This window comes from Micromonospora sp. Llam0 (genome assembly GCF_003751085.1).
In the GTDB taxonomy this organism is placed as follows: domain Bacteria; phylum Actinomycetota; class Actinomycetes; order Mycobacteriales; family Micromonosporaceae; genus Micromonospora_E.
The window spans coordinates 3,139,076-3,151,549 of the sequence record NZ_RJJY01000001.1; the positions used below are offsets into that span (position 1 = coordinate 3,139,076).

General features: G+C 73.1%; 10 protein-coding genes. 3 read left to right on the top strand and 7 right to left on the bottom strand.

The annotated features are described in order from the left end of the window. Nucleotides 1–106: 106 nt before the first annotated feature. The gene (locus tag EDC02_RS13680) at nt 107–1,606 is read left to right on the top strand and encodes a serine/threonine-protein kinase (protein WP_123602283.1); all 1,500 of its coding nucleotides are present in this window, start codon (nt 107–109) and stop codon (nt 1,604–1,606) included. Nucleotides 1,607–1,610: 4 nt separating this feature from the next. Here the strand turns inward: EDC02_RS13680 and EDC02_RS13685 are convergent, their stop codons facing one another. From EDC02_RS13685 to EDC02_RS13695, 3 genes are all read right to left on the bottom strand, one after another. Beyond that, entirely contained in the window at nt 1,611–2,024 is a 414-nt protein-coding gene (locus EDC02_RS13685) for a roadblock/LC7 domain-containing protein (protein WP_199757848.1), read from the bottom strand. A 5-nt stretch (nt 2,025–2,029) separates the two neighbouring features. After that, nucleotides 2,030–4,786, bottom strand: coding sequence for a nitrate- and nitrite sensing domain-containing protein (locus EDC02_RS13690; RefSeq protein WP_233605907.1), 2,757 nt, complete (start codon nt 4,784–4,786; stop codon nt 2,030–2,032). Between the two features lie 100 nt (nt 4,787–4,886). Further along, nucleotides 4,887–6,302, bottom strand: a complete 1,416-nt coding sequence (locus EDC02_RS13695) for an FGGY family carbohydrate kinase (protein WP_123602285.1) — start codon at nt 6,300–6,302, stop codon at nt 4,887–4,889. A 198-nt stretch (nt 6,303–6,500) separates the two neighbouring features. Between EDC02_RS13695 and EDC02_RS13700 the strand changes: the two genes are divergently transcribed. Continuing rightward, nucleotides 6,501–8,570 carry an anthranilate synthase family protein gene (locus tag EDC02_RS13700; RefSeq protein ID WP_123602286.1) on the top strand — a complete coding sequence of 690 codons (2,070 nt, stop codon included), beginning with the start codon at nt 6,501–6,503 and terminating at the stop codon, nt 8,568–8,570. Here EDC02_RS13700 and wrbA read toward each other — a convergent pair. After that, nucleotides 8,545–9,165, bottom strand: coding sequence for an NAD(P)H:quinone oxidoreductase (gene wrbA / locus EDC02_RS13705; protein ID WP_123602287.1), 621 nt, complete (start codon nt 9,163–9,165; stop codon nt 8,545–8,547). The genes EDC02_RS13700 and wrbA overlap by 26 nt on opposite strands. Before the next feature lie 336 nt (nt 9,166–9,501). Between wrbA and EDC02_RS13710 the strand changes: the two genes are divergently transcribed. Beyond that, nucleotides 9,502–9,936, top strand: a complete 435-nt coding sequence (locus tag EDC02_RS13710) for a hypothetical protein (RefSeq protein ID WP_123602288.1) — start codon at nt 9,502–9,504, stop codon at nt 9,934–9,936. Between the two features lie 34 nt (nt 9,937–9,970). Here the strand turns inward: EDC02_RS13710 and EDC02_RS13715 are convergent, their stop codons facing one another. The 3 genes from EDC02_RS13715 to EDC02_RS13725 form a co-directional block, all read right to left on the bottom strand. Then, nucleotides 9,971–10,957: an FAD-dependent oxidoreductase gene (locus EDC02_RS13715; RefSeq protein ID WP_123602289.1), complete on the bottom strand. Its 987-nt coding sequence runs from the start codon at nt 10,955–10,957 to the stop codon at nt 9,971–9,973. A gap of 152 nt (nt 10,958–11,109) precedes the next feature. Beyond that, the gene (locus EDC02_RS13720) at nt 11,110–11,802 is read right to left on the bottom strand and encodes a hypothetical protein (RefSeq protein WP_123602290.1); all 693 of its coding nucleotides are present in this window, start codon (nt 11,800–11,802) and stop codon (nt 11,110–11,112) included. A 69-nt stretch (nt 11,803–11,871) separates the two neighbouring features. Further along, complete coding sequence (locus EDC02_RS13725; RefSeq protein WP_123602291.1) at nt 11,872–12,417, bottom strand: thioredoxin family protein; 546 nt, start codon at nt 12,415–12,417, stop codon at nt 11,872–11,874. Between the last annotated feature and the right edge of the window lie 57 nt (nt 12,418–12,474).

A 12,474-nucleotide genomic window follows, 5' to 3' on the forward strand; every position in this document is an offset into this window, starting at 1 on the left:
GGCCGTGCCGGGCGGAAACCACCGGGATTACATCCTCCGGTGGAACCTACCGTCAGTAACCAGGAAACCACACCACACCGAGCGCGCGCCAGGACAGACTGTGGCCATGGTGTTCGGTCCTGGGTTGCGTCTCGACCGGAGATACGTACTGGTCGACCGGATCGGGCTGGGTGGCATGTCCGAGGTGTGGCGGGCCAGCGACGAACTGCTCGACCGGCCGGTCGCCGTGAAGGCGCTCACGCCGCCGATCGCGCCAGCGGTCCGGGCCGCCTGTCGGCAGGAGGCCCGGGCTGCGGCCCGGATCACCCATCCGCACGTCACCCAGGTGTACGACTACGGCGAGGCGGCGATCACCGAGACCGACGTGCTGCCGTTTCTGGTCCTCGAACTTGTCGACGGAGAGAACCTCGCCGCCCGACTGGCCGGCGGGCCGCTGCCCTGGCAGGCTGCGGTCTGGTTGACCGCACAGGTGGCCAGCGGCCTGGCCGCCGCCCACCGGATCGGGGTGGTGCACCGGGACATCAAGCCGGGCAACGTCATGCTCACCGCCAGTGGCGCCAAGATCCTGGACTTCGGCATCGCCGCGCTGGCCGACGGTCGACCCGCACCCGACGCCGGCTGGTTGCTCGGCACCCCGGCGTACGCCGCACCGGAACGGCTGCGCCACTGGCCGGCCCATCCGGCCGCCGACGTCTACGCCCTCGGCGCGCTCTGCTACGAGATGCTGACCGGGACGCCACCCATGCCGGCCGGCAGTTGGCGGGAGGCGGCCGTCCGGCTGCAGCGGCCGGACCCGCCGGCGCGACCCCGCGCCGACGGACTGCCCGCCCCGGCCGCCGACCTCTGCCTCGCCTGTCTGAGCCGGGATCCGGCGCAACGGCCGACCGCCGGTGAGGTCGCCGACGCCCTGCATGCGGTGCTCGGCGTGATGGTCGAGTTCCCGTTGCCCGGCCCGCGCCCGGTCGGCGCTTCGCCCGGCGGCCGGACCTTGGTGGAGCGGCTGCCGACGGCCCGGCCGGCCGGGCCGGTGGGGCGGCGGGCCGCGATGGCGGCACAGCCGGACCAATCAGCACCGCGACGGACCGCGATGGTGGCGCGGCCGGCTGTCCCAGCGGGCACGGCGGACCCGGCCGGCGCGCGACCGCCCACCGACCGGGCCCGGTTGTCCCCGACTGCCGTCGGTCTTGCCGGGGCCGGCGCGGCGGCACTGCTGGCCTTCGCGGTCGTGGCGGCCGCGGTACTCGGCACACCTTTGCCGGCCGCCGAACACGCGGCGGCACCCTCGCCGGTGGCGACCGGGCCGGACGACACACCGCCGGAGCTGCTGGCCACGGCGGCGCGGGTGGTGGAGCAGTTCGATCTGCTCGTGGCCGACGGCTCCACCGACGGACGGATCCGTGCGGATGCCGCAGCTGACCTACGCGACGCGGCCGACCAGTTGCGCGTCTCGGTGGCGGAAGGTGCCACGCCTGAGCAGCTACGGCACCGGGCCGGCGAGCTGAGGTCGAGACTCGCCGGACACCGACAAGAGGGCACAGTGGACAGCAATATCTCCATCCAGCTCGACCTCATGCTCACCGCGCTCATGATGGACGTCGCCGACTGAGAGTTCAGCGCGGCAGCGCCTGCTGCAGTTCGGCGCGCAGCGCCGGAGTCAGCATCTCACCGGCCTGCTTGGCCAACCGCGCCATCTCGTAGCCGACGACACCGATGTCCGCGTCGCTTGCGGCGAGCGTGGCGAGGATCGAACCGTCCCGGATGTTCATGATCAGGAAGTAGCCGCGGCCCATCTCGACCACGGTCTGCTTCACCACGTCGTTGTCGAACATCTGGGCCGCGCCGCTGGTGATGCTCATCAGCCCGGAGGTCACCGCCGACAGCTTGTCGGCGTGGTCCCGGGGCAGATGATCCGAGACCGCGACCAGCAGACCGTCCGACGACACCACGATGGCATGCGCGACACCCGGCACGCGCTCCGCGAACGCGCTCACCAACCAGCTGAGGTCGCGGGCCTCCTTGCTCAAGGTCTTCACTCTTGCTCCTCCTCACCACGGCGGCCGGCCGGCGCCAGGGTCATCTCGCTGGTGTCCTCGGACTCAGCCCGCCGCACACCGCCGTAGAAGCGGGACAGCACGCTGCTGACCGCATCCGGATCCGGCTCGTCGACCGGCGCCGGAACGGGAGCTGCGGGAGATTCGGCGGAAACGGGCAACGAAGCCATCGGCACCCGTACCGGTAGTCCCTTGCTGCTGGTCCCGGCGGTCACCGGAACCACCGGCGGCGCTGGTGTCGGTGGCAGCGGAGCCACCGGTCCGCGCTGCCGTTCCCACCAGACGCTGCCGCCCCCGGCCGCGGCGCCGCCGGCCGAGGCGCCACGGGACGCGGCCCCGCCGGCCGAGGCGAGGATGTCCTCGGCCCGCGTCGGTGTGGGTCGGCGGCCGCCGCGCCGGACCGCCACGGCCCGGTCACCGGCGGCCGGCCCGGCCGGCAGCGCGGTCATCGGACGCAGCGCCAGTACCGCACGCGGCTGCGCGATCACAGCTGGTTGCGCAGGCGCAACCGGACCCGGTTCCTCCGCCGGAGTCGATGGACGAGCGGCCGGGACCGACGGACGAGCGGCCGGCGGGGCGAACGCCGGCCCACGACCAGCCAGCGCGGCCGGTGGCTGGCCGGCCACCGGGTCACCGGCGCTGGCCCGCACCGCCGCTCCGACGGCACGCATCTCCCTGGTCGGGTAGTCGGTGGGACTGCGGCCGGCCGACGCGACGTACGGCGCGTCCTCGTCCGGCGCGGCGAGCACCGTGCCGGGCAGCCACACGTTGGCCACCAGCCCACGTTCGGCCGGCCGCAACTGCACCCGTACCCCGAGTCGGGCGGCCAGGTGGCTGACGACGAACAGCCCCATCCGCTCGGAGGCGGCGACGTCGGCGGCGGGCGGTTCGGCCAGGGTCACGTTGGCCTGCTCGATCGCCTCGGCGGACATCCCCATCCCCTCGTCGGTGATCTCGATGAGAACCGACTGGGGCGCGTACTCGTGTCCGGTGACGTGCACGTTGGTGTACGGCGGGGAGAAGGCGGTGGCGTTCTCCAGCAACTCGGCGAGCAGATGCACCAGGTCGCCGACGGCGTGCCCGACGATGTGCAGCTTGTCCTCGACGTCGTGGCGGATCCGCGGGTACTGCTCGATCTCGGCAGCGGCGGCCAGGGTCACCGCCGACAGCGCCACCGGACGGCTCCACCGGCGGCTCGCCTCGGTGCCGGCCAGCACCAGCAGGCTCTCGTCGTTGCGGCGCATCCGGGCGGCCAGGTGGTCGAGCTTGAACAGGTTATCCAGCTGGTCCGGGTCACCCTCGTCGCGTTCCAGCTCGTCAAGCAGCTCAAGTTGCCGTTCGACCAGCACCTGGCTGCGGCGGGCCAGGTTGACGAACATCGCATTGACGTTGCGGCGCATCACCGCCTGCTCCACCGCGACGGTCACCGCGCTACGGTGCACCGCGACAAACGCCTCGGCGACCTCACCGACCTCGTCGCGGGTGCGTACCGCCGCCGGAGGGATCTCGATCTGCGGGACCCCGGACTCCACCGAACGGAGCCGTTGCAGGGTGTCCGGCAGGTCGAGCTGGGCGACCTGCAACGCCTGGCTCCGCAGGACGCGCAGCGATCGGGCGATCGACCGTCCGATCGCCACCGAGGTGAACAACGCGATGAACAGCACGCCGAGCACCGCCCCGGCGACCAGCACGGTCCGTTGCAGCTGCTGGTCGCTGCGGGCCTCGGCGAGGCTCACCGCGCTGCCCAGCACGCTCGACTCGACCTGGCGCAGCAGCTGGTGCCGGTCCTGGCTGGCGGCCCACCAGGCGTCCGGTTCCAGCACCGCCGGGCTGGCGGCGCCGCCGACGATGGTGGTTTCCTCCAGTTCCACCGCGGCGACGAACCGGGGGTCGGCGGCGGCCTGGCTGTACCGGGCGATCTGGTTGCCGGTCGCGGTCACCCGAAACTCGGCGAGCGCGGTCAGTTGCTGCGCCCGCAGGTCGGTCAGACTGACCTGATCTTCGGGGCCGTACCGGCCGGCCCGGGCGGCGGCGTACAGCTGCGCCCGGATCCGGGAGCCGAGTTCCTTGACCCGGGCCAGCTGGACGCTGCGCAGCACCGCCTGGGTCAGCTCCGGTCGGTCCTGACCCGGCGACGGTTCGGCGAGCAGGTCCAGCAGAGCGTCGATGGCCCGGGTGTAGTTGCCGAACACGGTGTCGGCACCGACCGCGCCGCCGGAGATGGACTCGCGCAGCGGTGGCAGCTGGTCCAGTGACTCGAGCACCCGGCTGTAGGCGGTCTGCCAGGCCGCGTCCCCGCCGGACTGCGGGCCGGCGGCGGCCAGGAAGTCGGCGATCCGGCGGTCGACCGCGTCGTAGTGCGGCTGCAGCACCTCGACGCTGCGCTCCGGGTCGAACCCGACGCCGGCCTGCCGGACCGCGAGTTCGCCGGCGGAGCGGTCGCGCTCCTGCTGCAGCTCGTGTACCAGGGCGGTGACCTGCTCGCCGATCTGGACCTGCCGGGCGAACTCGTTCAGTGCCGTCGCCTGGCCGACCAGTGAGCCGGTCTGCACCGAGGCGACCACCAGGAACGCCACCGACGGGACGACCAGAACCGCGGCGAGCTTCGCGCCCATCCGCCAGTCCCGGGGACGCAGCCGGAGCCGACGACGGTGTGGCGTCACCCCGTCGTCGTCGGTCAGACGGCGGCGGGGGTACGGCACCGCGTTGTCGTACGGGCCACCGGGAGCAACCACCACGCCTCCTCGCAGTTTCCCCGACACCGGCCAAGCCGAGGAGCGGAGTCCATCCAACCAGCCCACGTTCCGCTGTCAACGCGGCGACCTGCGGGAAGACTCACGAAGGATACAGTGGCTGACTGGCCGGTAGCTTACCCGCCGACTCGCCATCGTCCGTCCGGCCGATGTCGCGGGCCGGCCCCGGCCCGTCGAGCCGGCCGAGCGCGACCAGCGCGGCCCCGGTGGCACCGACCTCGGGCTCGGCCATGTAACGCACCTGACGCGGGGCGAGCACCGCGCCGAACGCCCTGCGCCACCAATCGGACGCGGAGAGTGCGCCACCGCCGAGAACGACCTCGGTCACCGGGCCGTCCATCGTCGATTCGATCTCGTCCAGGTCACCGGCCACCTGCCGGCAGACGCCCTCCATCAGCCCGGCGAATATGTCGACCGCCGTGGTGCCGAATCCCAGTCCGCGCAGCTCACCGGAGCCGGCCGGGGCCCGGCCCGGCGGGCGGTCGCCGCCGAACCGGGGATCCGCCGGTACGCCCTCACCCGGCTCGATCAGCTCCAGCGCCCGTTCCAGCTCGGCGCCCTGCGGCAGGCGCAGTTCCCGGTTCGCCCAGCTGTAGAGGTTGCCGCCGGCGGAGTAGGCTCGGCCGGTGACGATCCGGGTGTGGTCGACCCGGTAGCGCCACAGCTGCGCCGGCAACGGCGGCAACGGGACGCCCGGCGCGGCCAGCTGGACCACCCGTACCGCAGCTGAGGTGCCGACGGTGACCGCGGCCCGGCTGGGATCCAGGCATCCGGAGCCGATGTTGGAGGCGGCGCCGTCGCCGATCGTCGGGGTCCACGGCACGCCGGCCAACGCCGGCCAACGCCGGGCGAACTCGGCCCGCAGCTGCCCACGCCAGTCCGCCGGGGCCAGCTCGGGAAGCTCACCGGGCCGCACCCCGGCCAACCGCACGGCCTCGGGGTCCCACTGCATGGTCACCAGGTCGAGCATGCCGGTGCCGGACGCCTGGGACACCGACATCGGCGCAGGCCCGAGCAGACCGGTCAGCACATACTCCGGCAGGCCGACGAAGCGCGCCGGCCGGCCGCCGCAGTGGCGGCGCAGCCACGGCAGTCGCACCGTCCAGTAGAAGCGGTGCCACCAGGTTCCGGTGCGCTCGTGGAAGTCGGCCTCGTCGACGGGCGCGGTCGCACCGGGCAACGCGGCCGGCCGGGTGTCCAACCAGGTCATCAGGGGGCCGATCGGGGCACCGGCGGGATCCAGCGGCAACACCGAGTGCCACTGGGCGGCGGAGGCGACCAGCTCGACACCGTCGAGCCGGCCGGCCGAGTCGAGCTCGTCGACGCAGTCGATGAGTGCGGCCAGGTAGTCGGCCGGGTCGAGGGTGGCGGCGCCGTCCCGGTCGACCGCCAGCGCCACCTTGCGGCGGGCCAACGCGTCCTGCTGCGGCACGGCCGCGTTGTCGAGGACCAGGCCGCGCACCGACGAGGTGCCGAGATCGAGGGCGAGGATGCTCATCGTCGATCACCGTACCCAGCCACGGGCCTGGACCGGTATGCTGTCGCCATGCTCGCGCTCACTCGTTGCTGGTGGCCCGCTGACCTGGCGGCCCCGCCGCGCGTCTAGCGCGCAACCATCCGGCCGCCCGTCGAGGCGGCCACCGGGTTCCCACCCGGGCAGTTCCTCGCCGGGCCGCCCGAAGCCCGAGGGGACCCGATGACCGACCACCTGTCCAGCCTGCTGCGCGCCGTGCACGACGGCGTCGACCCAGGTCCGTTCGCGCTGCTGCGTCGCGACGGCGCCGACGTCGTCGAACTGCTCCGCGGCACACCGCACCGCGCCGACCGGCTGGCGGACATCCCGCTGCCGGCCGGACCGGCCAACCAGCCGGCGACGCTGGCGGTGGTCCCGTACCGGCAGATCGCCGAACGCGGATTCGCCCACGTCGACGACGGGCTTCCGCTGGAATGCATCCGGGTGTCGACCTACCGGCAGGTGCCGGTCGCGACGGCGATTCGCGACCTGCCCGGCACGCCGGTGACGACCGACGGCGGCGGCTTCGACATCGCCGACGACGAGTACGCCGACCTGGTGGCCCAGGTGCTGCGGGACGAGATCGGCAACGGTGCCGGCGCCAACTTCGTGCTGCACCGCACCTACCGTGCCCGGCTGGTGGCACCGGGCGGGTCCGCCGCCGACCGGGTGGCCCGCTCGGCGGCGCTGGTCGCCGGGTTGAGCGCACTTCGCCGGCTGCTGCGCGACGAACGCGGCGCCTACTGGACGTTCCTGGTCTACACCGGCGAGCGGGTGCTGGTCGGCGCGACACCGGAACGGCACGTCAGCGTCAGCGACGGACTGGCCATGATGAACCCGATCAGCGGCACCCTGCGGCATCCGCGGGGCGAGCCGGATCTCGCCACCGTACTGTCGTTCCTCGACGATCCGAAGGAGGTCGAGGAGCTCTACATGGTGCTCGACGAGGAGCTCAAGATGATGGCGACGGTCGCCGAGCACGGTGGCCAGGTGATCGGCCCCTACCTGAAGCGGATGTCCCGGCTGAGCCACACCGAGTACCTGCTCGCCGGACGCAACTGCCACGACGTGCGGGAGGTGCTCCGGCAGACGATGTTCGCGCCGACCGTCACCGGCAGCCCGATCGAGAGCGCCTGCCGGGTGATCGCCCGGTACAGCCCCGGTGGACGCCGCTACTACGCCGGGGTGCTCGCACTGCTCGGCCACGACAGCGACGGCGCGCAGACGCTGGACGCCCCGATCCTGATCCGGGCCGCCGAGATCGATCTGACCGGGGAGATCCGGGTGCCGGTCGGCGCGACCCTGGTGCGTCACTCCACACCGTCCGGTGAGGTGGCCGAGACGCACGCGAAGGCGTCGGCGGTCCTCGCGTCGCTCGGGCTCGCGTCCGGGCCGGTATCCGGACCCACCTCCGGGCCGGTCCCCGGGCTCACCTCCGGACCGGCGGTGCCGTCGGACCGGTCGGCGGCCGACGGGGCCGCCAGCTGCGGAACCGGGCTGCCGGCCGGGACGCCCGGCACCGGCGTCGCCGCCGCGCTCGCCCACCCCGAACACCCTGCGGTGGTACGCGCGTTGGGCGCCCGCAACGACCGGCTGGCCCGCTTCTGGTTGGAGCAGCGGGTTCCCGGTGCGGTGGCCGAGTCCCAGTTGACCGGTCTGGACGTGCTGGTGGTGGACGCCGAGGACAGCTTCACCGGCATGCTCGCCCACCTGCTGCGGGCGCTCGGCGCGGCGGTCCGGCAGGTCCGCTGGGACCAGACCGCGACGGTCGACCCGGCCACCGCGGACGTCCTGGTCGCCGGGCCCGGCCCGGGTGACCCGACCGACCCGGCGCAGCCCCGGATGGCGGTGCTGCGCCGGGTCGTGGACGCCGCGCTGCACCGTGGGCAGCCGCTGCTCGGCATCTGTCTGGGCCACCAGGTGCTGGCCGACCGGCTCGGCCTGGCGGTGACCCGCCGGCCGCTGCCCAGCCAGGGACTGCAGCGGGAGATCGACTTCTTCGGTATCCCGCGCCGGGTCGGCTTCTACTCAAGTTTCACCGCCCGCTGCGACACCGCGAGCCTGCCCACCGCGTACGGGCAGGTCCGGCTGTGCCGCGACGAGACCGACGGCGCGGTGCACGCGCTGGTCGGCCCCCGGTTCGCCGGGGTGCAGTTCCACCCCGAGTCGGTACTCAGCCCGGACGGCCTGGACGTGCTGCGGGACCTGCTGGTCGATCTGGTCGCGGTCAACCGGCGGCCAGACCGCGTTTGACCGCCGCGGCGATATCGACCACCCGCCGGGCGGTCAGGGCGGTCGCGGTCAGCGCCGCCTCGTCCGGCGGGATCTCGCCGTTGTTGCTGGTGTGCGAGGCGCCGTACGGGTTGCCGCCGACGAACTGGCTCGGCTCCACGTAGCCGGGGGTGACCACGATGCCACCCCAGTGGTAGACGACGTTGTACAGCGACAGCAGCGTGGCCTCCTGGCCGCCGTGCGCGGTCGCGGTCGAGCAGAATCCGGAGAACACCTTGTTGACCAGGACGCCCTTGGCCCACAACGGTCCACTGCCGTCGATGAACTGCTTCAGCTGCGCGGCCATCACCCCGTACCGGGTCGGGGTGCCGAAGATGACCGCGTCCGACCAGGCCAGGTCGTCGATCTCGGCCTCCATCACGTCCTCGGTCTCCAGCCGGTGCGCGTGCCAGCCGGAGTTGGACCGGATCGCCTCCTCGGGGGCGAGCTCGCGGACCTTGCGGAGCCGCACCTGCGCGCCGGCCTTCTCCGCGGCCTCCACGGCGGCCTGCGCCATCTTGTAGGTGGTCCCGGTGGCGCTGTAGTAGATCACCGACAGGTTGATCGGGTCGTCCATCGATAGCTCCTTCGGTTCGGCTCGGATCTGCCCCGGTACCGCGCTACCCGTTCGTTGCGCCGGCAAACACCGGTGCCGGCATCGGCTCCGACGGTGCCCGCCGATCCGTCCGACATCGGGAGTGCGGCGCTCGCGCCGCCGGCCCGGCTCACAACACTGGATCCGGGATTGTGAACGAACGGACCCTGGGCGACACGTGAACGGGGTAGGTAGCTTTCGTTACGACTCGGTCGCCGCCGCCGCCGACCCGCTCTTCCCGCCGGTACGCCCGCCGGCAGCCCGGTACGTCCGCCGGCAGCCCGGCGGGCCCCGCCGTCGATCCTTGAGGAGGTCCTGATGCGTGACCGTCAGGCGCTCGCGTTGGCGTTCGATGTCCCGGGCCTGCCGCCACTGAAGAACCAGACACTGTCCATCTTCACCGCCGGCAACCGCCAGGCGGCGCGGGTCCGTACCCTGCTGACCGCGGCGTGCGACGCGGCGCAGCGCAGCGGCTGGACGCCGCTGACCGAGCCGGTTGCGCTGGAGGTCGTGGTACGCCGCCCGAGCGGGCACCAGTTCGGCTATGCGACGAACTTCCTCGGCGGCATCGGCGACGTACTGCAGGACAAGCGCCACGAACCGGTCGGCACCGTCGCCCACCTCGGCGTCCTCGTCGACGTGGCGCTGTTCGTCACCGACCGGCAGATCCAGCGGATCTGCTACCGCGAGGAGTACGCCGACGAACCGTCGTACCAGGTGACGGTCGCCGCGCTCGACCAGCCCGACGTCTGAGGCCGGCCCGACGTCTTGAGCCAGCGCGGCACTGTCACGCCGCTTCGCTGACCAGCGACGCTACTTCGTCGGCACAGCCCCAGCTCAGCGTCACGCCGGCACCGCCGTGGCCGTAGCAGTGGATCAGCCGGGTGACCCCGGCCGGCGGCGCGGGATCAGCCTCCACCCGGGCACCGCCGTGCCGCCCGGGCCGCAGCCCGACCCGCTGGGCGAGGACCGCCGCACCGGCCAGCTCGGGAACGAGGGCGGCGCAGCGGGCCCGGATCGCCCGGCTCGTCGCCGGATCGGGCAGTTCGCCGTCGACGCCCGGCTCGAACGTGCCGCCGAGCACGACGTCGCGCCGCCGGGGGTGCACGTACGTGGAGCCGTCGGGGTGGTGTTCGTCGCGTACCGAGGTGGCGATGCCGGGATTGGCCACCAGCACCACCTGGCCGCGGATCGGATGCACCGCAGGATCGGCGGCCAGCCGACCGGCGGCCAGGCCGGTGGCGTTCACCACCACCGGCGCCAGCTGGCCCGCCTCGGCCAGATCGGACAGGTCACGCTGGCGCAGCACGCCGCCGGCGGAGACGAACCGTCGGGTGAGCCAGTCCAGGTACGGCCGCATCTCCACGGTGGGCACCGTGCACCGCCACTCGGCCACCACCCCACCGGCCGGAGCGGCGCCGGTGGCCGGCACCACCGGGGTGACCGGGCAGTAACGCAGGTCGGGAACGGCCGCTGCCCACCACGGTGGATCGTCGACCGGGGCACGCAGCAGCATCCGGGTCGGTCGCATCACCACCCCCGGCACCGGCTGCCGGGCCTGGTCGGCCAGTTCGTCGAAGGTGCGACGGGCCCAGTCGAGCACCCGGGACGTACCGTCGGTCCGGGTCGGGTACCAGACCGCGGCGGCCACCGCCGACACGGTCTGCTCGACGGGGTGGGCGGTGACCACGGTCACCCGTAGTCCCCGTTGCTGCAGCCGGACGGCACAGCTGAGCCCGATGATGCCGGCTCCGACCACCACCGCGTCAGACACCGTCTCTCCTGTCCGTCCCGTCCGTTCGGCCGGCCCGCTCCGGGCGGTACCCGTACCCGCCGGGCCACATCCTGCCGGACCGGGTCACGGTCCGTGCGACGGCCCCAGCCGCAGCGGTCCCCGCGCCGGTCCCAACCGCAGAGGGTCGGTGGTCAGTACCCGACATCGACGGCGACGACGAACCGGTCGCCGAGGCCGACCTCGGCGACCCGTACCGGCGGCGGCTGGTCCGGCCCGCCGGCCGGGTCGATACCGAGACCGTAGGTGACCCGGCCCTCGTAGTCGCCGGCGAACCCGTAGCCACGCAGGCTGCCCAGCCGCAGCTGCGGGCCCGGCGATCGCTGGACCGACATCCGGCCGTACGCGTCGTGGGCCTGCGCGGAGACGAACCGGATCTGCAGAAAGCAGTCGCCAGCCAGGTCGACCGGCTCGCCGGTGCCGTCGAAGACGATCCGCGGCTGGTAACCGACCTCGTAGGACGGGAATCCGGACCGGAACACGAACGAGATCCGGCTGTACGCCGGGTCGGTGTCGACGTGGTCGGTGGCCTCGATCTCCACCAGGTACGGCAGTGGCGGAGCCGGCCGAGGTGCGACCGGCGGACGGACGTCGTTGCGGATGACGACGGTCTGCGACGGCACCGCCCAGTCGTAGCGCACCCGGTGATCACCCGAGCCGGGGCCATCGGTTCCGTCCGGTCCCCCCGGTCCGCTCCGGCCTGGGTCCACCACCACGGGTGACTCCCGCTGGCCGGCACCGGTTCCCACCGGGTCGGTCGCGGTGCAGCCGGCGGCGGCCAGGAGCATGGCGAGGCTGACGATCGTCGGTACGCGCAGATGGGTCATACCGGACTGACGCGCAGCTGACCACCGGGGTTTACCAGTGGCCGGACCCCGCCCGCGCCGACGGTCCGGTCAGGACCGCCACTTGATCGAGCAGCCCATGCTTGGCTGGTGCGGCTCTGGCACCGGGTGCCCGGCCAGCACCAGTTCGATCGCGGCCCGCAGCGCGGCACCGGTGACCGGCTTGCCGTTGCCCGGGGTGGAGTCGTCGAACGCGCCCCGGTAGGCCAGGGTGCGGTCGGCGCCGTACAGGAAGAAGTCCGGAGTGCACACCGCCTGGTAGGCACGGCCGACCTGCTGGGTGGCGTCGACGAGGTACGGGAAGCTCCAGCCGGCCCGCTGTGCCTGGGCGGCGAGTTGCGCGGGGGCGTCGTCGGGGTACGCCTCGGCGTCGTTGGTGCAGATGCCGACGACGGCCAGGGTCGGAAACTCGGCGAGCACCTTGGCCAGTCCGACCTCGACGTGTTTCACGTACGGGCAGTGGTTGCAGATGAAGGCGACGAGCAGTGCCGGGGCGTCGGCGAAGTCGTCGCGGCGGACCACGTGACCGGTGACGTCCGCCAACGCGAAGTCGGGCGCGGGGGTGCCCAGCGGCACCATCTCTGAGGTGACAGCCATGCCCGCCACCCTACCCGCGCGCTCGGCCAGGGCAGTGGGATGCGACCGCTGGCTACC

Coding starts and splice junctions, on each gene's coding strand:
- EDC02_RS13725 (WP_123602291.1), bottom strand. CDS start 12,417: ATGGCTGTCACCTCAGAGATGGTGCCGCTGGGCACCCCCGCGCCCGAC.
- wrbA (WP_123602287.1), bottom strand. CDS start 9,165: ATGGACGACCCGATCAACCTGTCGGTGATCTACTACAGCGCCACCGGG.
- EDC02_RS13710 (WP_123602288.1), top strand. CDS start 9,502: ATGCGTGACCGTCAGGCGCTCGCGTTGGCGTTCGATGTCCCGGGCCTG.
- EDC02_RS13695 (WP_123602285.1), bottom strand. CDS start 6,302: ATGAGCATCCTCGCCCTCGATCTCGGCACCTCGTCGGTGCGCGGCCTG.
- EDC02_RS13680 (WP_123602283.1), top strand. CDS start 107: ATGGTGTTCGGTCCTGGGTTGCGTCTCGACCGGAGATACGTACTGGTC.
- EDC02_RS13700 (WP_123602286.1), top strand. CDS start 6,501: ATGACCGACCACCTGTCCAGCCTGCTGCGCGCCGTGCACGACGGCGTC.
- EDC02_RS13720 (WP_123602290.1), bottom strand. CDS start 11,802: ATGACCCATCTGCGCGTACCGACGATCGTCAGCCTCGCCATGCTCCTG.